The 20,566-nt window shown below is 72.7% G+C and carries 24 protein-coding genes; 4 read left to right on the top strand and 20 right to left on the bottom strand.

Going from position 1 to position 20,566, the window contains the following annotated elements:
- Nucleotides 1-132: 132 nt before the first annotated feature.
- From BX285_RS14440 to hisI, 15 genes are all read right to left on the bottom strand, one after another.
- The gene (locus BX285_RS14440) at nt 133-870 is read right to left on the bottom strand and encodes a VIT1/CCC1 transporter family protein (protein WP_097238344.1); all 738 of its coding nucleotides are present in this window, start codon (nt 868-870) and stop codon (nt 133-135) included.
- 148 nt (nt 871-1,018) lie between these two features.
- Nucleotides 1,019-1,996: a prolipoprotein diacylglyceryl transferase gene (lgt, locus tag BX285_RS14435; protein WP_097238343.1), complete on the bottom strand. Its 978-nt coding sequence runs from the start codon at nt 1,994-1,996 to the stop codon at nt 1,019-1,021.
- A 120-nt stretch (nt 1,997-2,116) separates the two neighbouring features.
- The gene (locus tag BX285_RS14430; protein WP_097238342.1) at nt 2,117-2,980 is read right to left on the bottom strand and encodes a thioredoxin domain-containing protein; all 864 of its coding nucleotides are present in this window, start codon (nt 2,978-2,980) and stop codon (nt 2,117-2,119) included.
- Between the two features lie 105 nt (nt 2,981-3,085).
- Nucleotides 3,086-3,559 (bottom strand): MauE/DoxX family redox-associated membrane protein, encoded by a 474-nt coding sequence (locus BX285_RS14425; protein WP_097238341.1) that lies wholly within the window; start codon nt 3,557-3,559, stop codon nt 3,086-3,088.
- Nucleotides 3,560-3,727: 168 nt separating this feature from the next.
- Nucleotides 3,728-3,961 carry a hypothetical protein gene (locus BX285_RS14420; RefSeq protein ID WP_121175333.1) on the bottom strand — a complete coding sequence of 78 codons (234 nt, stop codon included), beginning with the start codon at nt 3,959-3,961 and terminating at the stop codon, nt 3,728-3,730.
- Between the two features lie 190 nt (nt 3,962-4,151).
- Nucleotides 4,152-4,961: a tryptophan synthase subunit alpha gene (trpA, locus tag BX285_RS14415; RefSeq protein WP_097240310.1), complete on the bottom strand. Its 810-nt coding sequence runs from the start codon at nt 4,959-4,961 to the stop codon at nt 4,152-4,154.
- Nucleotides 4,962-4,963: 2 nt separating this feature from the next.
- Nucleotides 4,964-6,256 carry a tryptophan synthase subunit beta gene (gene trpB / locus BX285_RS14410; RefSeq protein WP_097238340.1) on the bottom strand — a complete coding sequence of 431 codons (1,293 nt, stop codon included), beginning with the start codon at nt 6,254-6,256 and terminating at the stop codon, nt 4,964-4,966.
- 61 nt (nt 6,257-6,317) lie between these two features.
- The gene (trpM, locus tag BX285_RS39460) at nt 6,318-6,467 is read right to left on the bottom strand and encodes a tryptophan biosynthesis modulator TrpM (RefSeq protein ID WP_373560517.1); all 150 of its coding nucleotides are present in this window, start codon (nt 6,465-6,467) and stop codon (nt 6,318-6,320) included.
- A 9-nt stretch (nt 6,468-6,476) separates the two neighbouring features.
- On the bottom strand, nt 6,477-7,283 hold the full coding sequence (trpC, locus tag BX285_RS14405; protein WP_097238339.1) for an indole-3-glycerol phosphate synthase TrpC: 807 nt from the start codon (nt 7,281-7,283) through the stop codon (nt 6,477-6,479).
- A 204-nt stretch (nt 7,284-7,487) separates the two neighbouring features.
- The gene (locus tag BX285_RS14400) at nt 7,488-7,928 is read right to left on the bottom strand and encodes a DUF2752 domain-containing protein (RefSeq protein WP_097238338.1); all 441 of its coding nucleotides are present in this window, start codon (nt 7,926-7,928) and stop codon (nt 7,488-7,490) included.
- A 98-nt stretch (nt 7,929-8,026) separates the two neighbouring features.
- Nucleotides 8,027-8,290 (bottom strand): HGxxPAAW family protein, encoded by a 264-nt coding sequence (locus BX285_RS14395; protein WP_097238337.1) that lies wholly within the window; start codon nt 8,288-8,290, stop codon nt 8,027-8,029.
- A gap of 165 nt (nt 8,291-8,455) precedes the next feature.
- Nucleotides 8,456-9,040 carry a TIGR02234 family membrane protein gene (locus BX285_RS14390; protein ID WP_259470529.1) on the bottom strand — a complete coding sequence of 195 codons (585 nt, stop codon included), beginning with the start codon at nt 9,038-9,040 and terminating at the stop codon, nt 8,456-8,458.
- Nucleotides 9,041-9,066: 26 nt separating this feature from the next.
- Nucleotides 9,067-9,537, bottom strand: coding sequence for a Uma2 family endonuclease (locus BX285_RS14385; protein ID WP_097238336.1), 471 nt, complete (start codon nt 9,535-9,537; stop codon nt 9,067-9,069).
- Between the two features lie 27 nt (nt 9,538-9,564).
- Complete coding sequence (locus BX285_RS14380) at nt 9,565-11,088, bottom strand: anthranilate synthase component I (protein WP_097238335.1); 1,524 nt, start codon at nt 11,086-11,088, stop codon at nt 9,565-9,567.
- 103 nt (nt 11,089-11,191) lie between these two features.
- The gene (gene hisI / locus BX285_RS14375; RefSeq protein WP_097238334.1) at nt 11,192-11,563 is read right to left on the bottom strand and encodes a phosphoribosyl-AMP cyclohydrolase; all 372 of its coding nucleotides are present in this window, start codon (nt 11,561-11,563) and stop codon (nt 11,192-11,194) included.
- Nucleotides 11,564-11,695: 132 nt separating this feature from the next.
- On the opposite strand from hisI, the gene BX285_RS36830 reads away from it, so the two are divergent.
- From BX285_RS36830 to BX285_RS14360, 3 genes are all read left to right on the top strand, one after another.
- Entirely contained in the window at nt 11,696-12,268 is a 573-nt protein-coding gene (locus BX285_RS36830; RefSeq protein WP_147465159.1) for a hypothetical protein, read from the top strand.
- A 36-nt stretch (nt 12,269-12,304) separates the two neighbouring features.
- A complete protein-coding gene (locus BX285_RS14365) occupies nt 12,305-12,943 on the top strand; it encodes a TIGR03085 family metal-binding protein (protein WP_097238332.1) in 639 nt (212 codons plus the stop codon).
- Nucleotides 12,944-13,028: 85 nt separating this feature from the next.
- Nucleotides 13,029-13,559, top strand: a complete 531-nt coding sequence (locus BX285_RS14360; protein ID WP_121175331.1) for a GNAT family N-acetyltransferase — start codon at nt 13,029-13,031, stop codon at nt 13,557-13,559.
- 95 nt (nt 13,560-13,654) lie between these two features.
- On the opposite strand, the gene BX285_RS14355 is transcribed toward BX285_RS14360, so the two are convergent.
- The 5 genes from BX285_RS14355 to BX285_RS14335 all read right to left on the bottom strand — a co-directional run bounded on the left by BX285_RS14355 (nt 13,655) and on the right by BX285_RS14335 (nt 19,183).
- The gene (locus tag BX285_RS14355) at nt 13,655-14,794 is read right to left on the bottom strand and encodes an FG-GAP-like repeat-containing protein (protein ID WP_121175330.1); all 1,140 of its coding nucleotides are present in this window, start codon (nt 14,792-14,794) and stop codon (nt 13,655-13,657) included.
- Nucleotides 14,795-14,862: 68 nt separating this feature from the next.
- Complete coding sequence (locus tag BX285_RS14350) at nt 14,863-16,914, bottom strand: glycoside hydrolase domain-containing protein (protein ID WP_121175329.1); 2,052 nt, start codon at nt 16,912-16,914, stop codon at nt 14,863-14,865.
- 196 nt (nt 16,915-17,110) lie between these two features.
- Complete coding sequence (locus BX285_RS14345; RefSeq protein WP_259470528.1) at nt 17,111-18,517, bottom strand: VCBS repeat-containing protein; 1,407 nt, start codon at nt 18,515-18,517, stop codon at nt 17,111-17,113.
- A 107-nt stretch (nt 18,518-18,624) separates the two neighbouring features.
- On the bottom strand, nt 18,625-18,900 hold the full coding sequence (locus BX285_RS14340; protein WP_097238328.1) for a hypothetical protein: 276 nt from the start codon (nt 18,898-18,900) through the stop codon (nt 18,625-18,627).
- Nucleotides 18,901-18,937: 37 nt separating this feature from the next.
- Nucleotides 18,938-19,183 (bottom strand): hypothetical protein, encoded by a 246-nt coding sequence (locus tag BX285_RS14335; RefSeq protein ID WP_097238327.1) that lies wholly within the window; start codon nt 19,181-19,183, stop codon nt 18,938-18,940.
- A gap of 331 nt (nt 19,184-19,514) precedes the next feature.
- Between BX285_RS14335 and BX285_RS14330 the strand changes: the two genes are divergently transcribed.
- Nucleotides 19,515-20,501, top strand: a complete 987-nt coding sequence (locus tag BX285_RS14330) for a LuxR C-terminal-related transcriptional regulator (RefSeq protein ID WP_121175328.1) — start codon at nt 19,515-19,517, stop codon at nt 20,499-20,501.
- Nucleotides 20,502-20,566: the final 65 nt, after the last annotated feature.

Below are 20,566 nucleotides of genomic sequence, written 5' to 3'. Positions count from 1 at the left end.
CATTCCGGGAGCCCGTCCGCGGATGCGAAACCGCGGCGCCGGGGCCCGGATGATGAGACTAGGCCAGGCGATACGCGACGCCCATGTGTGAAACGTCACGCATTGCCCAGCATAATCATGCAGACTTCTGGGTCATCCCACATGCCCGCCGATGAGGCTGCCGAGCAGGTACGTCACCCCGGCCGCCGCCCCGCCGAGCACCAGCTGCCGCAGTCCGCTGAACCACCAGCTGCGCGCCGTCACCCGGGCCACCACCGCACCGCACAGGAACAGCCCGGCCGCCGACAGCACCAGCGCGGGCAGCAGCGTGGTCGCGCCCAGCAGGTACGGCAGCAGCGGCAGCAGCGCGCCCAGTGCGAAGCACAGGAACGAGGAGACGGCCGCCACCAGCGGCGAGGGCAGGTCGGTGGGGTCGACGCCCAGCTCCTCGCGGGCGTGCACCTCCAGGGCCAGCTCCGGGTCGGCGGACAGCTGCCGGGCCACCTCGTGCGCGAGCTCCGGGTCGACCCCGCGCGAGACGTACAGCTGGGCCAGCTCGGCCAGCTCGCCGTGCGGGTTGCGGCTCAGCTCCAGCCGCTCGACCTCGATCTCGGCCTGCACCAGCTCCCGCTGCGAGGCCACCGAGGTGTACTCCCCCGCCGCCATCGAGCAGGCGCCGGCCGCCAGGCCCGCCAGCCCGGTCAGGATCACCGTGCCGTTGGACACCGCGCCGCCGACCACACCGGTCATCAGCGCGAAGTTGGACACCAGGCCGTCCACCGCGCCGAAGACGGCCGGGCGCAGCCAGCCGCCGTTGACGTCCCGGTGGTGGTCGGCCGCGGGTATCCGCGGGTGGTGTCCGGCCTCGTGTTCCAGGGTGGTCGCAGTCATCGTCTCTTCCCCTCCGTCGTCGTTCGTCCGCCCTGAACGTAGCCCCCTTGACCTGGGCATTTCCAGCAAAGTAAGGCTGTCCGAACACCACTGAGGCCACCCTTCGCAAGCGCTGCGAAGGGTGGCCTCGGCCGGGGGAAGTCCCAGGTCAGATCGGGTTCTTGGCGTCCTCGCCGGCCTTCTCGCCGGCCTTCCGGGCGAGCGCGCCGGCGTCCACGGACCGAGACGGCTTCCCGTCCTGCAGCCCGGCGGCCTTCTCCTCGCCGCCGTCCAGCTCGCCGCCGTCCTCCTCGGCGTGCGCGGCCGGGTCGATGCTCGCCGGGTCCTCCCGGCCGGGCCGCTTCTTCCCGACGATCACCAGGTACGCCACGGCGCCCAGGAACACCACGATCGACGTCCAGTCGTTCAGCCGCAGGCCGAAGTAGACGTGCGCCTCGTCGATCCGCAGCCACTCGGTCCAGAACCGGCCCACCGTGTACGCGGCCACGTACAGCGCGAAGGCCCGGCCGTGGCCCAGCTTGAACCGGCGGTCCGCCCAGATCACCAGCAGGGCGACGAGCACGCACCAGATCGACTCGTACAGGAAGGTCGGGTGGTAGACGCCCTTCACGACCTCGCCGTTGGGCAGCGTCTTGTCGATCTCCAGGCCCCACGGCAGGGTGGTCGCCCGGCCGTACAGCTCCTGGTTGAAGTAGTTGCCCCAGCGGCCCAGCGCCTGCGCGAGCGCGATGCCCGGCGCGATGGCGTCGGCGTACGCGGGCAGCGGCACGCCCCGGCGGCGGGCGCCGATCCAGGCTCCGACCGCGCCCAGCGCGATCGCGCCCCAGATGCCGAGGCCGCCCTCCCAGATCTTGAAGGCGTTCCAGGGGTTCTTCCCCTCGCCGAAGTACAGCTGGTGGTCGGTGATCACGTGGTACAGCCGGCCACCGAGCAGGCCGAACGGCACGGCCCACACGGCGATGTCGCCGACCGTGTGCTTGGCACCGCCCCGGGCGACCCAGCGCTTGCTGCCGAGCCAGACGGCGACGACGACACCGAGGATGATGCAGAAGGCGTAGGCGCGCAGCGGGACGGGTCCGAGGTACAGGACGCCCCGCGACGGGCTGGGAATGTAGGCGATATCCATGGCAGTTCCGACGCTACAGGGTCCGCGGGCCCGGTCGGGCACCCCCGGGGTCACAGAAACCGAACAACGGCGGCCGCCGCCCCCTCCGGACGGGAAGGGCGCGGCGGCCGGGTCGGGGGCTCAGCCGGCGGTCGGCGAGGGGTTGTTGGCCTCCGAGGCCGCGCTGGTCGGCGCCGGGGTCTGCCCGTGCGAGCCCGCCGTGCCCAGCTGCTTGCCCTGGTTCGCGGCGTCCACCCACTTCGCCAGGTTCGCCGGGGTGATCTCCTCGTTGCCGTTCTTCGGGTAGATCGGCTGGCCGTTGAGCAGCACGGTCGGGGTCGACTTGTAGCTGGACTTGTCGAAGTCCTGCTGCACCGAGGAGACCCACCCGCCGAACTTGTTGTCGTTGACGCAGGCCTGGAACTCGGGCGTGTCCAGGCCCTCGACCTGCTTCGACAGGTTGAGCAGCACGGCCTTGTTGCCGAAGGCGTCGTTGGTCTCCTCCGGCTGGTTGCGGTAGAGCACGTCGTGGAAGTCCCGGAAGTGCCCGGCGTCCTGGGCGCAGGCCAGCGCGTTGGCGCCGGTCTTGGAGCCCTTGCCGCCCACAGCCCGGTCGATGAACGACACGATGTGGTAGTTGGTGTAGATCTTGCCGGCGTCCTCCAGCTGGTCGACGGTCGCCGAGAACTCCCGCTCGAAGGCGCCGCAGGCCGGGCAGCGCGGGTCCTCGTAGACCGTCAGGACGGAGGGCGCGTTGCCGGCGCCGACCGGGATGACCAGGTTCTTGTCCCCGATGGTCCCGGCCGGGGCCGCGGTCGGGGTCTCCGGCTTGGAGCGCTGGTTCTGCACCACGACGCCGGCGATGACGGCGGCGGCGATCACCGCGAGCACGGCGCCGCCCACGATCAGCTTCTTCTTCTTCCGCGAGGAGGCCTCCTCGGCGGCCCGCTGCTCCAGCATCCGCTCGCGGGCGGTGCGCTTGCCTTCTCGGTTCTTCTCGCTCATTGCCTTGACATCCACGGTCGGGGGCCTTCGTCGGGTGCGGGGGACGGGGATACGGCGGAGGGGACGGACGTGCGGCGGAGGGGACGGCGGTGCGGTGGAGGGGGGTCAGTTCGCCAGCCAGCCGTCCATCGAGAGCCGGGTGCGCGGCCGCCACAGCAGCCACCCGGCCAGCAACAGGAACCCGGTGTCGCGCAGGATCTCCTGCAGGTACTTCGTCTGGGACTCGTCGACGTGCCCGCCGCCGCCGAAGCAGCCGCAGTCGATCGAGATGCCGCGCGCCCAGGCCGAGGCGATCCCCGCGATGAAGACGAGCAGCAGCAGGGCCGAGACCCCGGCGACCAGCCGGACCCCGAGCCCGAGCACCAGCAGCAGTGCGAGCGCCAGCTCCAGGAAGGGCAGGCCGTAGCCGATCGGCTTGACCAGGCCCTCGGGCAGGATCTCGTAGGCGCGGACGGCCTGGGCGGCCTCCGCCGGGTCGGAGATCTTCGCCAGCCCGGCCCAGCCCCACACCACCGCGAGGCTGAGCCGAACGGCCGTGCCGACCCACTCGCTCCAGGGCTGCACTGCCGGCCCGGCCATCAGGGAACCCCCCTCGGGAAACGCGTTCACGTCCTGATGAACCGTAAGGGATGAAGGGTGGTTCCTCCGCATTCAGGAATTAAGCCGGAAGAGTGACGCTACCTGACCTTCTGTCCGAATCCGTCGAACGCCAGGACCTGTCGGATTCCTGGGTCCGCCGGACAGGCCCTAGCGGCACCCGAACTGCCGCCCCAGCTCGAAGAAGTCCTCCCGCCCGCCCCCGGCCCGCTCGGCGGCATCCCAACGGGCCGCCTCCGCACAGGCCACCGCCTCCCGCTCGGCCCGCTCCGCGGCCCGCTTGGCCAGCGCCTGCCCCACCTGCGCGTGCGCCCCGACCGCGGCCCCGAGAGCGAGCGCAGCAGCCGCCGCCCGCAGCAGAACGGCCCGCTGGAAACCCCTCACCGGCTCACCCCTTCGCTCGCTCGGCGACCCCTGTACACGTCGTTCGTGCACTCGTCCCTCCACTCAACGCCGGTCAACCCCGGCTGATGCGTGTCCCCGCAACTGTTCACCCGTTCGGGGCCCCGCCCCCGGAACGCCGACGGCCCGCCACTCCCGCAGGAGTGACGGGCCGTCGCCCGGTCGAGCCGCTTCAGCGCCTGCGCACGCCCTGCGCCAGCTCCCCGGCCAGGGCCCGCACGGCGTCCAGCGCCGCCGCCTCGTCCTCACCCGCGTCCAGGATCCGCTTCACGAACGCCGAGCCCACGATCACCCCGTCCGCGAACCGGGCGACCTCGGCCGCCTGCTCCGCGTTCGAGACCCCGAGCCCGACACAGACCGGCAGGTCCGTGGTGGCCCGGGTGCGGGCGACCAGGTCCTCGGCGAGCGAGCCGACCGCAGACCGGGTGCCGGTCACGCCCATCACCGCGGCCGCGTACACGAATCCGCTGCCCGCCGCCGTGACCTCGGCCAGCCGCGCGTCCTTGCTGCTGGGGGCGACCACGAACACGGTGTCCAGCCCGTGCTCGTCCGCCGCCTTGCGCCACTCTTCGGACTCCTCCACCGGCAGGTCCGGCAGGATGCAGCCGGCCCCGCCCGCGGCCGCCAGGTCGGCGGCGAAGCGCGCCACGCCGTAGCGGTCGACCGGGTTCCAGTAGGTCATCACGAGCACCGCCGCCCCGGGGTGCGCCGAGGCGACCTCCTGGACGGTGCGCAGCACGTCCTTGATCCGCACGCCGCCGCGCAGCGCGATGTCGTCGGCGGTCTGGATGACGGCGCCGTCGAGGACCGGGTCGGAGTGCGGCAGGCCGACCTCGACCACGTCGCAGCCGCCCTCGATGAGCGCGTCGACCGCCCGGATGCCGCCCTCGACGGTCGGGAACCCGGCCGGCAGGTAGCCGATCAGCGCGGCACGGTCCTCCGCCTTGGCGGCGGCCAGGACACTACTCAGCTTCGACGCCATGATCACTTGCCCCCCTGCTCGGAACCGGCCGAACCGGCACCGGCGGAACCGGAGCCGCCGGCGGAACCCGCCCCCGGCTCGTCGTACAACCCGAAGTACTCGGCCGCGGTGTGCATGTCCTTGTCCCCGCGCCCCGACAGGGACACCAGGATGGTCGCCTCCGGCCCGAGCTCGCGCCCCAGCTCCAGGGCGCCGGCGAGCGCGTGGGCGCTCTCGATGGCCGGGATGATGCCCTCGGTGCGGGAGAGCAGCCGCAGCGCCTGCATCGCGGCGTCGTCCGTCACCGGCCGGTACTCGGCCCGCCCGGTGTCCTTCAGCCAGGCGTGCTCCGGGCCGACGCCCGGGTAGTCGAGCCCGGCCGAGATCGAGTGCGACTCGATGGTCTGCCCGTCCTCGTCCTGCAGGACGTACGTCCGGGAGCCGTGCAGCACCCCCGGGTCGCCCTTGGTCAGCGTCGCCGCGTGCTTGGGCGTCTCGGCGCCCTCGCCGGCCGCCTCGCAGCCGATCAGCCGCACCCCGGCGTCCGGGATGAACTCGTGGAAGATGCCCATCGCGTTGGAGCCGCCGCCCACGCAGGCCACGACCGCGTCGGGCAGCCGCCCGGTCCGGTCGAGCACCTGCTGCCGCGCCTCGACGCCGATGACCCGGTGGAAGTCGCGGACCATCATCGGGAACGGGTGCGGCCCGGCGACGGTGCCGAACAGGTAGTGGGTGGAGTCGACGTTGGCGACCCAGTCCCGGAACGCCTCGTTGATGGCGTCCTTCAGCGTCCGGCTGCCGGACTTGACGGCGATCACCTCGGCGCCGAGCATCCGCATCCGGGCGACGTTCAGCGCCTGGCGCTGGGTGTCGACCTCGCCCATGTAGATGGTGCAGTCGAAGCCGAACAGCGCGCATGCGGTCGCGGTGGCGACCCCGTGCTGCCCGGCGCCGGTCTCGGCGATGATCCGGGTCTTGCCCATCCGCTTGGTGAGCAGCGCCTGGCCCAGCACGTTGTTGATCTTGTGCGAGCCGGTGTGGTTGAGGTCCTCGCGCTTGAGCAGGATGCGCGCGCCGCCCGCCTCGGCGGAGAAGCGGTGCACGTCGGTCAGCGGGCTGGGGCGCCCGGTGTAGTCCTTGAGCAGCGCGTCGAGCTCGGCGACGAAGGCCGGGTCGGTCTTGGCCTTCTCGTACTCCTCGGCGACCTGCTCGACCGCGGCGACCAGCGCCTCGGGGATGAAGCGGCCGCCGTACGCGCCGAAGTATCCGCGCGCGTCCGGCACCTGGGCGCCGGGCAGGTAGTCCTTCTCGGACATGTGGTTTTCCTTGGGGAGTCGGACGACGATGACGTCTGATCGGCCGGGCCCCGAAAGGGCCTCAGCCGCGCGTCACGCGCCATCGCCGTCCCGGCACCTGCCCGGGCTCACAGCCGATCACGTACCGCACCCGCCGCCCCAGCACCCGGCGTGCGGGCGCGCGGCAGCCGCGCGGGCGGCAACCGGGGGCGAGTCGGGTGGCGATCTTCATCTGGTGGTGTCAGTCCTTGTGCCGGACGGCGGGGTGGGTCCCGGCGGCGACCAGGTCGGCGACCGCGGCGCGCGGGTCCTTGCCGGTCACCAGGGACTCGCCGACCAGCACCGCGTCGGCGCCCAGGTTGGCGTAGTTGATGACGTCCAGCGGGCCGCGCACCCCGGACTCGGCGATCTTGACGATGCCGTCCGGAATGGCGTGGGCCACGTTCTCGAAGGTGTTGCGATCCACTTCGAGGGTCTTCAGGTTGCGGGCGTTGACGCCGATGATCCGCGCCCCGGCGTCCACCGCGCGCTTGATCTCATCCTCGTCGTGCACCTCGACCAGCGGGGTGAGGCCGATCGACTCGGCGCGCTCGATCAGCGACACCAGGGCCGGCTGGTCGAGGGCCGCGACGATCAGCAGCGCGAGGTCCGCGCCGTGGGCGCGCGCCTCCCACAGCTGGTAGGCGGTGACGATGAAGTCCTTGCGCAGCAGCGGGGTGTCCACCGCGGCGCGCACGGCGTCCAGGTCGGCCAGCGACCCGCCGAAGCGGCGCTGCTCCGTCAGCACGCTGATCGCGGCGGCACCGCCGGCCGCGTAGTCGCGCGCCAGGGAGGCCGGGTCGGCGATCGCGGCCAGGGCGCCCTTGGACGGGCTGGAGCGCTTCACCTCGCAGATCACCCGGACCCCGTCGCCCTTGAGGGCGGCGACGCCGTCCTTGGCCTCCGGAGCCTTCGCGGCGAGCTCCTTCAGCTCGTCCAGGGAGACCCGGGCCTGCCGCTCGGCGAGGTCCTCGCGGACCCCTTCGATGATCGAGTCGAGCACACTCACTCAGGAGCCCCCATCTTTCCTGCCAGTTGCCAGTTGGCCAGCGAGAGCCGGGCGGGCAGGAGCCCGCCGGCTCTTCGATGGTATCGGCACCCGGGGGTACGGGGCTCATCGGCCCGGCGGGCGTCTCGCGGAGCGGACGCCCGCTCCGGCCGCCCCCAGCTGCGGTTTCACCGCTTCTCCACCCGTCGCCGGGCAGAAGGCCGCTCAGAGCGCCGACGGCGCCAGACCCGCTCCGACCGGCGAATTTCGCACCACGGTGAACACCAGCACCAGCAGCGCGATCAGCACCCAGCGCCGGCCCCCGACGGTGGTCCCGGGTGGCGGCCCGCAGGTCAGCGCGGCCCAGGCCCAGCGCAGCCAGAGCACCGCCAGCACGCCGAACAGCAGGACGGCGACGGCGTTGTCGTGCAGGGCGCCCGAGAGGTCCCCGTGGGCCAGCGCGTGCACGCAGCGCAGCCCCCCGCAGCCGGGGCACCACCAGCCGGTGGCGGTCAGGAAGGGGCAGTCCGGGTAGTGCCCGGGGGCGTTCGGGTCCACCACGGCGACGTACGCGGCGGGGACGGCCGCCGCCGCCAGCGCGGCCAGCGGCGGGCCCAGCCGGCGCAGCACGGGCGGCGGGGCGGAGGCGGTGGGGGCGGCGTTCACGCCCCGAATTCTGCCCGCGCCGGGGGCCGGGAACGACGAAACGGCGGGCGCGGCGCGCCCGCCGTTCGGTTGTGCGAAAGGCGTCTGTGCGAAAGGCGTCAGGCGGCGACGGCGGCGCGGGCCTCGCGGGCCGCGACCTGCTCGTCGGCCGACTTGTAGACGTTGCTGCTCGGCTGCTTGCCCATGCCGGCCATCGACATGGCCTTGCCGACGACGCCGCCGAGCACCACGACCGCCAGGCCGGCCCAGACCAGCAGCACCGACGGCAGGATCATCGCGACACCGGCGATGCCGAAACCGACGAAGGAGATGACGACGCCGGTCCAGGCGGCGGGGGTGTGGCCGTGTGCTGCTGCTGCCATCTGAGTGGTGCTCCTTGGCTCTCGGGGCCCGGCCGGGCCTGCGGGGCCGCCGGCGGGTTGACGGATCCCATTGTGCCGGGCCACACACCCGCGCCCCAAAGCGGGTGGCGGGTCTATCGCGTCACACCTGCCGCCGGGGCCTTCCGGAGTTCCGCAGCCGGACTGCTAGGCCGTCGGGTCCTCGCCGCGGTCCAGGGCCTTCCAGAGGTCGCCCGGCGTCTCGGTCCTCGCCGGGGTCTTGCGGGTCGGCGCCTCGTAGCGGCTGCCCATGGCCGGCCAGCCGCGGCCGTAGCGCAGGGTGAGCAGTCCGGCGAGGGCCAGCAGCAGGCCGCCGACCAGGGCGACCCAGGGCCAGCCGGTGTGCGAGACCTCGGTGGCCGCCGAACCGCTCAGGGCGAGCTTGCGGGCGGCCTCGGCGTCCAGGGCCGCGGTGTCGCCCGCGCCGGCGGCCGAGGCGGCGGCCGCGCCGAGCCCGGCCAGCAGGGTCAGCGCGCCGACCGCCAGCCGGCCGGCGCCGCGCACCGCGAACACCGCCACGGCCGCGGCGAGGCCCACCAGCGCCAGCCCGCCCGGCAGTTCGGAGATCTTGCCGCCGCTGACGGAGACGTCCAGGGTGCCCGCCCGGCCCTCGGCCCAGGTCCGCCCGGCCGCGGTCAGCACCAGCAGGGCGCTCAGCACGGTCAGCAGCAGCATCACGCCGAGGGTGCGACGGCTGGGGGCGGCGGGGGCAGGGGTCTGGTCAGCGCTCACCGGTCCACTATCCCCCGCCCGACACCTCAGTCCGTACCCGGGGTGGGGAACGGCCCGGGAAAGGGATCCGTCCGCAGCACCACCGTCCGCCCGCCCAACGGCAGGAACAGGTCGTTGCCGAACGGCACCCGCTCGGCCTCCCGGTACACCCCCTCGGGGGCCGGCGCGGTGTGCACGGTGCAGACCGCTGCCACCGGGTCGACCACCACGTACAGCGGCACACCGCCCTGCGCGTACGCCCGCCCGGCCTCCGCCAGCCCCGGGCGGGCCACCTCCAGCACCGCCTCGACCGCGTCCGCCCCGAACCGGCCCCGCTCGCCCCGAACCGCGTCCGGGGCGAGCACCGCCAGGTCCGGGGCGAGGCCGCCGGGCGCCGTCGGGAACTCGACCGCCACCCCGGACAGCACCCGCCCGTGGCCGGCCGGCTGCTCGGCCAGCTGCCCGGCGACGCTCAGCACGGTCTCCCAGCGCAGTTCGTCGTACGGCACCTCGGGCATCCGGCCGCCTCCCTCAGGACAGCTACCTCAGGACAGTTCCGGCCTCCGCAGCGTATTGGCCGTGGCAACGGCCCGCAGCACGGCGGCCGCCTTGTTGCGGCACTCGGTGTCCTCGCCGTGCGGGTCCGAGTCGGCGACCACGCCCGCGCCGGCCTGCACGTACGCCGTACCGTCGCGCAGCACCGCGGTACGGATCGCGATCGCGGTGTCGGAGTCCCCGGCGAAGTCCAGGTAGCCGACGCAGCCGCCGTACAGGCCGCGGCGGGTGGGCTCCAGCTCCTCGATGATCCGCATCGCCCGCGGCTTGGGCGCACCCGAGAGGGTGCCGGCCGGGAAGCAGGCGGTCAGCACGTCGTAGGCGGTCCGCCCGGGCGCGACCTTGCCGGTGACGGTGGAGACGATGTGCATCACGTGGCTGTAGCGCTCGATCTGCATGAAGTCGACCACCTCGACGCTGCCCGGCTCGCAGACCCGGCCCAGGTCGTTGCGGCCGAGGTCCACCAGCATCAGGTGCTCGGCCCGCTCCTTGGGGTCGGCCAGCAGTTCGGCGGCCAGCGCCGCGTCCTCGTGCGGGGTGGCGCCGCGGTGCCGGGTGCCGGCGATCGGGTGCAGCATCGCCTCGCCGTCGGTGACCTTGACCAGCGCCTCCGGGCTGGAGCCGACCACGTCGAAGCCGCCCTCGGCGGTGCCGTCCGGCCCGGGGAAGCGGAACAGGTACATGTACGGGCTGGGGTTGGTGGTGCGCAGAACGCGGTAGACGTCGAGCGCGGAGGCCGGGCAGGGCGCCTCGAAGCGCTGCGAGGGCACCACCTGGAAGGCCTCGCCGGCCCGGATCCGCTCCTTGATCTCCTCCACCGCGGCCCGGTAGGGCGCCCCGCCGAAGGGCGAGTGCACCTCGCCGGTGCCGGCCGGGGTGAAGGTGGCCAGGCCCGGGTCGACCGGCTTGACCAGGTCGGCCTCCATCGCGTCCAGGCGGCCCATCGCGTCCGCGTAGGCCTCGTCCACGCCGGTGTCCAGGTCGTTGTGGTTGACGGCGTTGGCGATCAGCAGCACCGTGCCGTCGGCGTGGTCGAGGACCGCGAGGTCGGTGGCCAGCAGCATGGTCAGCTCGGGGAGCTTGAGGTCGTCCGGGTTGAGGTCGGGCAGCTTCTCCAGCCGGCGGACGATGTCGTAGCCGAGGTAGCCGACCAGGCCGCCGGTCAGCGGGGGCAGGCCGTCGTCCTGGTGGCGCGGGGTGTGCAGCGCCTCCAGGGCGGCGCGCAGCACCTGCAGCGGGTCGCCGGTGGTGGGGATGCCGACCGGCGGGGTGCCCAGCCAGCGGGCGTCGCCGTCCTCGCCGACGGTGAGCGTGGCGGCGCTGCGCACCCCGACGAAGGAGTAGCGCGACCAGCTGCGGCCCTGCTCGGCGGATTCCAGCAGGAAGGTGCCGGGCCGCTCCTCGGCGAGGCTGCGGTAGAGGCCGATCGGGGTGAGGCCGTCCGCGAGGAGCCTGCGGGTGACCGGGATGACCCGGGTGTCGACGGCGAGCTTGCGGAAGGCTTCGAGGTCCATGCGGGGCGGCACCTTCTTGAGTTCTCGGGTTCTCGGGTTCTCGGACTGTTGGGCTGTTGCGCTGTTGCGCTGTTGCGCTGTTGCGCTATTGGGCGGGCTGGGCTCAGGAGAGCGGGAGCACGTCGGCGTCGAAGCAGGTGCGGTCGCCGGTGTGGCAGGCCGCGCCGGTCTGGTCGACCTTCACCAGCAGGGTGTCTCCGTCGCAGTCCAGTGCCACCGACTTGACCGCCTGGACGTGGCCCGAGGTGTCGCCCTTCACCCAGTACTCGCTGCGGCTGCGGCTCCAGTAGGTGCAGCGGCCGGTGGTGAGCGTGCGGTGCAGCGCCTCGTCGTCCATCCAGCCGAGCATCAGCACCTCGCCCGTGTCGTACTGCTGCGCGATGGCCGGCAGCAGGCCGTCCTCGGTGCGCTTGAGCCGGGCGGCGATCTCGGGGGCGAGGGCGGTCGTGCCGGGAGTGGCGGGTGTGGTGGACATGGGGCCATTGTGTCAGCCCGACCGGCCGCCCCGGCGGGGTCCTCCGATCTCCGGCGCCGACGGGCCGGCCGTACGGGGCGAGTTCGGCCAACCGCCTGCCGGGCGGGCCCTCCGTGGGCCATCCTCATGGCCATGACCTCCGAGCAGCCGCCCGCAGCCGCGGCCCGCCCGTCCCGCGGCCTGGTCCTCACGGTCGCCGCCGTGCTGGTCGTCCTCCTCGCGGTGGTGGCCACCGCGGTCCTCTGGCCGGACGACAAGGAGCCCGCCGCCGCGCCGCCGCCCCCGCCCAGCCCCACGGCCACCCCGACGCCGACCCCCACCCCCACACCGACCCCGACCAGGCCGCAGCCGCCGTACGCCTTCTTCCCGGTCGGCGCCTGCTTCGACCACCCCCAGCTCAGCCCGGTGATCACCAAGGCCGAGGAACGCCCCTGCACCGGCGACCACGACGGCGAGGTCATCGCCGACCTGAAACTCCCCGACAACCTGGCCGGCGAACTCCCCATCGCCCTCGCCATGCACGACGGCTGCAAGGAGGCCGAAGCCGCCGCCAGGGCCAGGCAGACCGACGGCCGGACCTACTACGGCCGCCAGTTCGGCCCCGCCCTCGTCAACTACCAGCAGGGCTGGCGCGACTACACCTGCACCCTCACGGCGAGCAACAAACAGGGCGGCCCCAAACTCAGCGGCCAGCTCCGGCCCTAGGCTCCGGCCCTAGGCTTTGGCCCTAGGCTTGCCACCATGTCGAACCACGCGCTCGCCGAACGCCACCGCCTCGCCGAACTCCTCACCGCCGCAGGGCCGGACGCCCCCACCCTGTGCGCCGGGTGGACCACCCGGGACCTCGCCGCGCACCTGGTGATCCGCGAGCGCCGCCCCGACGCGGCGGCCGGCATCCGGATCAGCGCCCTGGCCGGCCGGACGCAGCGCGTGCAGGACGAGTACGCCGCCCGGCCGTACGAGGACCTGGTCCGGCTCTTCCGGGCCGGCCCGCCCGTCTACTCCCTGTTCGCCCTCCCCGGCGCCGACGAGGCCGCGAACACCGTCGAGTACTTCGTCCACGCCGAGGACGTCCTGCGCGCGGCCGACGACTGGACCCCGCAGCCCGTCCCGCCCGGCCGCGCCGAAGCCCTCTGGCGCCGCCTCCCGATGATCGCCCGCCTCGAAGCGGGTCGCCGCTCCCCCGTCCGCCTCACCCTCACCCACCCCGACGGCCGCTCCCTCACCGTCGGCCCGGCCGGCGCCCCCACCGTCCACCTCACCGGCGACCCCGCCGAACTCGTCCTCTTCACCTACGGCCGCGGCGCCCGGACCACCCTCACCGTCGACGGCGCCCCCGACGCCGTCGAGGCCCTGCGCCACGTCCTCCCGCTGCCCTGACCCCCGGACACAGGAAGTCGGCCAGGACGACTTCCTGTGCCCAGGCGGCGACCGGGCCGCCCATGACACCCGGAGGACCACCCGCGTGACCGTCGAGCTCCGCCACCACACCACCCTGACGCCCGAGGCCCGGCAGGACCTGCTGGACGTGTACACCGACGTACGGGCCCCGCTGCTGCACCTGCCGAACTACGGCGTCGCGGCGTTCCTCGAACGCCTCGACCGGCACGCCGCCGAGCCGGGCTTCGAACTCGTCCTCGGCCACGACGGCCGGACCGCGGTCGGATACGCCTACGGCAACACCGTCGACGCCGAGGACCCGTACTGGAAGCGCATGGCCGAGCCGCTGCCCGAGGGCTTCACCGGCACCCCGGTGGTGGCCCTCAAGGAGATCGGCGTCCGCTCCCCCTGGCGCGGCACCGGCACCGCCCGCCGGATCCACGACTCCCTGCTGGCGGCCCGTACCGAGACCCGGGTCACCCTGATGGTCAACCCGCTCGCCGGCGACGGCAAGGTCCGGCGGCTCTACGAGTCCTGGGGCTACCGGCCCTTCAACGTCCAGCGGCCGACGCCGGATTCGCCGCGATTGAGCGTGATGATCCGCCCGAACCACTGAATCCCGTGCAGCGGGCCCGCCGGTCGGGGAGTTCCCTGACCGACGGGCCCGCCGTACTGAGCCCCGCTACCGGGTCGACGCCGTCCGACCCCCGTTTACCAGCCGCCGGTGCCGATCTCGGTGCGGGAGCTCAGGCCCTTGCCGGTGCCCTTGTAGAGGTAGAGCTTTCCGGTCTCCCCCGGAGCGGACTCCACGGCCGCCAGGTCACCGATGCCGTCACCGGTGAAGTCCGCACCCGCGTAGTCGGAGATCCCGTTCCAACCGCCGTTGCCGATCTCCACCCGGTCCCCCAGACCGTGGCCCGTGCCCGGGTACAGCCACAGCTTCCCGGTGGACGTCTCGGTCGCGACCAGGTCGTCCTTGCCGTCCTTGTTCATGTCACCGGGGCTGACGATCTTGTTCATCCCGTTCCAGCCACCGGAACCGATCTCCACCCGCTTGCCCAGCGCCCCGCCGAGGCCCGGGTAGAGGAAGAGCTTCCCGGTGGAGTTCTCGCTCGCCACGACGTCGGCCACACCGTCGCCGTTGAAGTCGCCCACCGCGGTGTTGTTCATGCCGTTCCAGCCACCGCTGCCGAGCTCGATCCGGCCCTCGACGCCGTGGCCGTTGCCGGGGTAGAGCCACAGCTTGCCGGTCGACTTCTCGGTCGCCACGATGTCGTCCCCGCCGTCACCGTTCAGGTCGCCCACGGCCAGGTTGCTCATCCCGTTCCAGCCGCCGCTGCCGATCTCCACCCGGCTCTTCAGCGTCCCGGTCCCCGTGCCCGGGTACAGCCACAGCTTGCCGGTGGACACCTCCACCGCCACCAGGTCCTTCTTGCCGTCCCCGTTGAAGTCACCCGCCGTCAGGTTGGTCATCCCGGGGTCGGCCGGCCCGGCCGGGTACGGGTCGGCGTGGTCGGTCGAGAGCCCGGTGCCGGGGCTGCACGTCCAGGCGCCGGCGCCCTGGTCGGCGAGGATCTTCTCGGCGATCAGGATCTGTTCCTTCTTGGTCGCCTGGTGCGGGTAGGCCGCGTACTGGGTGCCGCCGTAGTGCTGCCAGTTGTACTCGGATATCTGCAGGCCGCCGTAGTAGCCGTTCCCGGTGTTGATGGACCAGTTGCCGCTGCTCTCGCAGGCGGCCACCTTGTCCCAGGTGCTGACGGACGCGGCGCCGGCCGTGCCGGCGAGGCCGAGAGGTGCGAGGCTCAGCGCGAAGACGGCAAGGCTCCTGCGCATACGGGTCTGTGCGGACATGGGTGTTCTCCCCCTGAAGTCGGTGCGGACGTACGTGGATTCGGGACTGCGCCGGTGCGCTTCGCGGCCTACCAGCCGCCGGAGCCGATCTCGGTGCGGGAGCTCAGGCCGTTGCCGGTGCCCTTGTAGAGGTAGAGCTTCCCGGTCTCGCCCGGGTCGGAGTCCACGGCCGCCAGGTCGCCGATGCCGTCACCGGTGAAGTCCGCGCCCGCGTAGTCGGAGATCCCGTTCCAACCGCCGTTGCCGATCTCCACCCGGTCACCCAGGCCGTGGCCCGTGCCCGGGTACAGCCACAGCTTCCCGGTGGACGTCTCGGTCGCGACCAGGTCGTCCTTGCCGTCCTTGTTCATGTCACCGGGGCTGACGATCTTGTTCATCCCGTTCCAGCCACCGGAACCGATCTCCACCCGGTCACCCAGACCACGGCCGTTGCCCGGGTACAGCCACAACTTCCCGGTCGAGTTCTCACTCGCCACGACATCGTCCTTGCCGTCACCGTTGAAGTCGCCGACCGCGGTGTTGTTCATCCCGTTCCAGCCACCGGAACCGATCTCCACCCGGTCACCCAGACCGTTGCCCGTCCCCGGGTACAGCCACAGCTTCCCCGTCGACTTCTCCGTCGCCACCACATCGTCCCTGCCGTCACCGTTCAGGTCACCGACGGCCAGGTTGCTCATCCCGTTCCAGCCGCCGCTGCCGATCAGCACCCGGCTCCCCAACGTGCCCGTCCCGGTGCCGGGGTACGACCACAGCTTCCCGGTCGACACCTCCACCGCCACCAGGTCCTTCTTGCCGTTCCCGTTGAAGTCACCGGCCGTCAGGTTGGTCATCCCGGGGTCGTTCACCGGCGCCTTGGCGGCGACGTCGACGTAGTTTCGGTCGATGTTGATGGTGGTCCCGCCGTGCGACTCCGTGACGTCGCCGGCGTACTGGTGGACGCGCTGGTGGTTGGACCAGTACCCCGCCGGGATGTAGCTGTCGTTGGTGTCCGCGGCGTTGTTCCAGTTCGCGGACCAGGCCACGTCGGGGCGGTCGAAGCTCGACGAGTTGTACGCGGCGGCCATGTCCTTGATCCCGCTGGAGGAGGAACTGTAGACACCGGAACGGAAGTTGAGCTCGTGCAGTCGGCCCGTCCAGCCCGACAGGTAGTTCAGCACGTTGGTGCGGTAGCCGGGCGCGTAGTCCTCCATGTCGGTGTAGAGCACCGTGCCGGTGGTGAAGCCCAGCCCCTTGGCCAGCTTGACGGCGGCCTCCGCCGCGGCTCGGCCCTGGCCCTCGGCGTCCGAGGAGGAGATCCCGGCGGCCTGGGTGCCCGCGTAGATGGGCAGCAGGTGCCAGCCGGCGCTGCTCTGCTGCGCCACCCACGACGCGGTGAGGTTGTTCTGCGCGCAGACCCGGGTCGGACCGCCGATGTAGATGCCCACGCCCCGGTAGGGCGAGGAGGCCCAGTCCGCCATCGCGCCGGAGGAGGGGGCGGCACAGGCGTCGAACGCCTTGCCGGTGTAGCCGGTGCTCGGCGTCGCCGACTCGGCCGCCGAGGTCGCACCGGGCGCGGCGAGGGCGCCGGGTACGGCCTTCGGGGGCTGCGGCACCGGGGCCGCGGTGGCGCCGGCGCCGATCGAGGCGGAGGCGAGGACGCTCTGCACCACGGCGGCGGACGCCCCGGCGTGACTGGCCGTCACGTAGACGCCGGCGCCCTCGAAGGCCACCCGCGCCTCCTGGCCGGCACTGTCCGGCAGGGTCGGGACGCCGCGCCCGGCGGGCACCGCGACGGTGGTGAGGTCGGCCCGCTCGGCAGCGCCGGCGAAGGTCTCGACGACCAGCGCGTCCGCCTTCTCCCCGATCAGGTGGGTCGGGCAGTTCTGGTCCGCGCCGGGGTGGCCGAGGTAGACGGTGTTCCGGTCGAGCCGGACGCAGGTGTCGGGCGCCTGGGCCAGGTCGACCACCGACCAGCTCGACGGCACCTGGAGCGAAAGACCTTGGTAGGTCACGGTCTTGACGCTCTGACCCGCTGCTGCAGGCTCGGCCGCCTGGGCGACCGGGGCCAGCGGCAGGACGGCGGTGAGGGCGCCGGCCGCCACGGCGAGCGAGGCGACACCCCTCAGACGGTGGTGGTTCACGGATCTCTCCAAGGAGACGGGCAGGGCGGAGCCGCCCGGGGACGGACCCGGGCAGGGCTGCACGCAGCGGGGCGGGGAAGGGTGAGCGGCGGGTGGGGGGTGGGCAGGGGTGGGCGGGGGCGGGCCCGCGCGGTGGTCGCGGACCCACCCCGGTTTCAGCGCCCGGCCGGGAGCGGCCGGTTGAGCCCGTAGGCGGTTACCAGCCGCCGTTGCCGATCTCGGTGCGGGAGCTCAGGCCGTTGCCGGTGCCCTTGTAGAGGTAGAGCTTCCCGGTCTCGCCCGGGTCGGAGTCCACGGCCGCCAGGTCGCCGATGCCGTCACCGGTGAAGTCCGCGCCCGCGTAGTCGGAGATCCCGTTCCAGCCACCGCTGCCGATCTCCACCCGGTCACCCAGGCCGTGGCCCGTGCCCGGGTACAGCCACAGCTTCCCGGTGGACGTCTCGGTCGCGACCAGGTCGTCCTTGCCGTCCTTGTTCATGTCACCGGGGCTGACGATCTTGTTCATCCCGTTCCAGCCACCGGAACCGATCTCCACCCGGTCACCCAGACCGCGGCCGTTGCCCGGGTAGAGGAAGAGCTTCCCGGTCGAGTTCTCACTCGCCACGACATCGTCCTTGCCGTCACCGTTGAAGTCGCCGACCGCGGTGTTGTTCATGCCGTTCCAGCCACCGGAACCGATCTCCACCCGGTCACCCAGACCGTTGCCCGTCCCCGGGTACAGCCACAGCTTCCCCGTCGACTTCTCCGTCGCCACGACGTCGTCCTTGCCGTCACCGTTCAGGTCACCGACGGCCAGGTTGCCCATCCCGTTCCAGCCGCCGCTGCCGATCTCCACCCGGCTCTTCAGCGTCCCGGTCCCAGTGCCGGGGTACGACCACAGCTTGCCGGTGGACACCTCCACCGCCACCAGGTCCTTCTTGTGGTCACCGTTGAAGTCACCGGCGGTCAGGTTGGTCATCCCGGGGTCGGACGGGCCGTCCTCGCGGATGGACTTGTTGCGCACCGGCACGAAGGTGCCGTAGCCGGGGTAGTACGGGTAGGGGATCTCGCGGTAGTGGACGCCGCTGCCGGTGAACTCGTAGCCCATGTAGTGGCTGGAGTCGGTCCACTTCTCGAACAGCACCACGTGGCCGCTGGCCCCGCTGTTGTCGTTGAGCAGCGCGTCGCCGGGCTTGAGGTCGCCCTTGCCGATGTTCTCGATGACGCCCCGCGGGCCGAAGGTGTCGGTGGTCAGCGAGTCGTCGAGCTTCCAGGCCATCGAGACGTAGCCCGAGCAGTCGGTGCGGTACCCGTTGTGCGAGCCGGTCCAGCTGTAGTCGAGGCCGATGCCGACCCAGGTCTTGGCGCGCTGGATCGCCTCGTGCCGGGTGACCGCGGGGGCCAGGACGGAGGCGACGGCCGACGATCCGTCAGCGGCGGGCGCCTGGGCGACCCCGACCGGCTGGCCGGCGCCACCGTACTCGCCGCCCGCGACCGAGGCGACGGCGGCGGGGGCCGGGTCGGCGGCGAACGCGGTGCCGCCCTGGACGAGCAGGCCGAGCAACAGCGAGCCGGCCAGGCCGACGGCGACGGCGGACGTACGGAGATAGGCCTTGCGGGACATGAATACTCCTGAAAAGGGCGTTCTGAGGACCGGTGCGGCGCAGCGGCGCCCGGATCACCGGAAGAGGGAGCGCCGGAGGAAACTCCGGCAGGAGGTGTGGACGGCCGTCAGCCGGCGAGCGAAAGGCGCCAGGACCGGAAGGCCGGAGACCGCGAGAGGGCGGTGGAACAGATGGCCAGCGAATGGGCGGGGGCGTTGTCGCCGCTTCCGCCGCTGGTGAAGAGGACGAGATCGATGGAGTCCTGACGGGCTCTCGACTGGACGTGCTCCAGGCCGCCGAAGGGATCGGCGTGGGCCCAGAGCACGTCCTTCAGGACATGGGCGTCGGCCGCGGTGGGCGGGCGCCGGTCGGGGCTCGTCAGGATGAGTCTGACAATGTGCATCGGGCTCGGTTCACGCGCCCGGCGCAGACGGCGGCGGTCACTTCTTGTTGTCCCAGCTGATGCTGCCCGGGTCGCCCAGGCCGGGCTTGCCGGTCCCGCCGTGCGCGTCGTCGCCCGTGCCGGGGTTGCCGGTGCCGGGGGTGCTGGTGCCGGGGTTGCTCGCCGCGGACACGCCCGCCGCGGTGACCGGCGTGGCGGCGGAGGCGGTGACGGCCGGAAGGGCGAGCGTGGCCAGTACTGCCGTAGCCGCGAGGACACCGGAGACGCGAGCGGTGATCCGCATGGAGAACAACCCCCTGGTTGATGGTCGGTCGGTTCGTCGGACGGACGGCGGCTGCTTCCCGCCGTCCCGCCGGCCCGGGGCTCGGGGCCCCTGCGGCTCGGTGATCCCTATCCTGCAAGCCCCGACCGGTGCTCCGGAAGGCTTGCCCTGCGGCAGCATCAGGTCTGGCAGCATGGCGCCACCCCAGCACCACCCCAGCCGACCCACCTGCCCCACCCGCCTCACCGACGGACCGTCAACTCTCCTTGCACACACATGTGCGAACTGTGAGAATCACGCAGACGGCCTTGACACCAGCTGGCCGCCTGCATCGCCGCGACCGGGGGGAATCGTGCTCGAAGTCCTGGGACTGGACCCGACGGCGGAAGCCGTCTACGCAGCCTTGCTGGTCGACCCCGGGTGCGGCGTCGCCGAGCTGTGCCGCCGGTTCGGCCTCTCCGAGTCCGCCGTCCGGGACGCCCTCGACCAGCTCGCGGACCTGACGCTGCTGCGCCCCTCCCAGGAGGTCTCCGGCGCGCTGCGCCCGGTCAGCCCGGCGGTCGGCCTGGAGGCCGTCATCCGCCGCCAGGAGGACGACCTCGCCCGCCGCCAGCAGGAGCTGGCCGCCAGCAAGGCCGCCGTGGCCCAGGCCGTCGCCGCCTACGCGGACCTGGTGCCCAACACCACCTCGGACGCCACCGAGCGCCTGGTCGGGATGGACGCCATCCAGGCCAAGCTCGAAATGCTGGCGCGCGGCCTCCGGGAGGAGTTCCTCGCCGCGATCTCGGGCGGGGCGCAGTCCCAGGCCAGCATGGACGCCGCCCGCCCGCTCGACCGGGACGCGCTGGAGCGCGGCGTCACCATGCGGACGCTGTACCAGGACAGCGTCCGCAACGACCAGGCCACCCACGCGTACGCCCAGTGGCTCACCGAGCTCGGCGGCCAGGTGCGGACGGCGCCCCTCCTGCCGCCGCGGCTGCTGGTCTTCGACCGGCACACCGCCGTCGTCCCGATCGACCCGGCCCGGACCCGGCTCGGGGCGCTCTGCACCAGCGAGCCCGGGCTGGTCGCCTCCCTCGTCGCCCTGTTCGAACAGGCCTGGTCCACCGCCGTACCGCTCGGCGCCGACCAGCCCACCCACCAGGACACCGGCCTCACTCCGGCCGAACGCGACCTGCTCCGGCTGCTCGGTACGGGCCTGACCGACGAGGCCGCCGGCAAGCGGCTCGGCATCTCGGTGCGCACCGTACGGCGCCAGATGTCCGCCCTCATGGAACGGCTCGACGCCGCCAGCCGCTTCGAGGCCGGCCTCAAGGCGGCGCAGCGCGGCTGGCTGTAGGGCCCGTCCTCGAACCCGCCGGTCAGGCGCCTCCCGGCTGCGGATGTCAGTGCCCGGGTGCAGAC

Source organism: Streptomyces sp. 1114.5, assembly GCF_003635085.1.
GTDB lineage: Bacteria > Actinomycetota > Actinomycetes > Streptomycetales > Streptomycetaceae > Kitasatospora.
The sequence above is the reverse complement of the archived record's forward strand: the minus strand, read 5'-3'. Positions and strand labels throughout refer to the sequence as shown.

What these genes read in the sequence shown, in the direction of transcription:
- BX285_RS14395 (WP_097238337.1), bottom strand. Translation starts at nt 8,290, where the DNA reads ATGGCAGCAGCAGCACACGGCCACACCCCCGCCGCCTGGACCGGCGTC.
- BX285_RS14335 (WP_097238327.1), bottom strand. Translation starts at nt 19,183, where the DNA reads ATGCGGATCACCGCTCGCGTCTCCGGTGTCCTCGCGGCTACGGCAGTA.
- BX285_RS36830 (WP_147465159.1), top strand. Translation starts at nt 11,696, where the DNA reads ATGACCTCCGAGCAGCCGCCCGCAGCCGCGGCCCGCCCGTCCCGCGGC.
- BX285_RS14380 (WP_097238335.1), bottom strand. Translation starts at nt 11,088, where the DNA reads ATGGACCTCGAAGCCTTCCGCAAGCTCGCCGTCGACACCCGGGTCATC.
- BX285_RS14440 (WP_097238344.1), bottom strand. Translation starts at nt 870, where the DNA reads ATGACTGCGACCACCCTGGAACACGAGGCCGGACACCACCCGCGGATA.
- hisI (WP_097238334.1), bottom strand. Translation starts at nt 11,563, where the DNA reads ATGTCCACCACACCCGCCACTCCCGGCACGACCGCCCTCGCCCCCGAG.
- BX285_RS14340 (WP_097238328.1), bottom strand. Translation starts at nt 18,900, where the DNA reads ATGCACATTGTCAGACTCATCCTGACGAGCCCCGACCGGCGCCCGCCC.
- lgt (WP_097238343.1), bottom strand. Translation starts at nt 1,996, where the DNA reads ATGGATATCGCCTACATTCCCAGCCCGTCGCGGGGCGTCCTGTACCTC.
- trpB (WP_097238340.1), bottom strand. Translation starts at nt 6,256, where the DNA reads ATGTCCGAGAAGGACTACCTGCCCGGCGCCCAGGTGCCGGACGCGCGC.
- BX285_RS14430 (WP_097238342.1), bottom strand. Translation starts at nt 2,980, where the DNA reads ATGAGCGAGAAGAACCGAGAAGGCAAGCGCACCGCCCGCGAGCGGATG.
- BX285_RS14345 (WP_259470528.1), bottom strand. Translation starts at nt 18,517, where the DNA reads ATGTCCCGCAAGGCCTATCTCCGTACGTCCGCCGTCGCCGTCGGCCTG.
- trpM (WP_373560517.1), bottom strand. Translation starts at nt 6,467, where the DNA reads ATGAAGATCGCCACCCGACTCGCCCCCGGTTGCCGCCCGCGCGGCTGC.
- BX285_RS14425 (WP_097238341.1), bottom strand. Translation starts at nt 3,559, where the DNA reads ATGGCCGGGCCGGCAGTGCAGCCCTGGAGCGAGTGGGTCGGCACGGCC.
- BX285_RS14355 (WP_121175330.1), bottom strand. Translation starts at nt 14,794, where the DNA reads ATGTCCGCACAGACCCGTATGCGCAGGAGCCTTGCCGTCTTCGCGCTG.
- BX285_RS14385 (WP_097238336.1), bottom strand. Translation starts at nt 9,537, where the DNA reads ATGCCCGAGGTGCCGTACGACGAACTGCGCTGGGAGACCGTGCTGAGC.
- trpA (WP_097240310.1), bottom strand. Translation starts at nt 4,961, where the DNA reads ATGGCGTCGAAGCTGAGTAGTGTCCTGGCCGCCGCCAAGGCGGAGGAC.
- BX285_RS14365 (WP_097238332.1), top strand. Translation starts at nt 12,305, where the DNA reads ATGTCGAACCACGCGCTCGCCGAACGCCACCGCCTCGCCGAACTCCTC.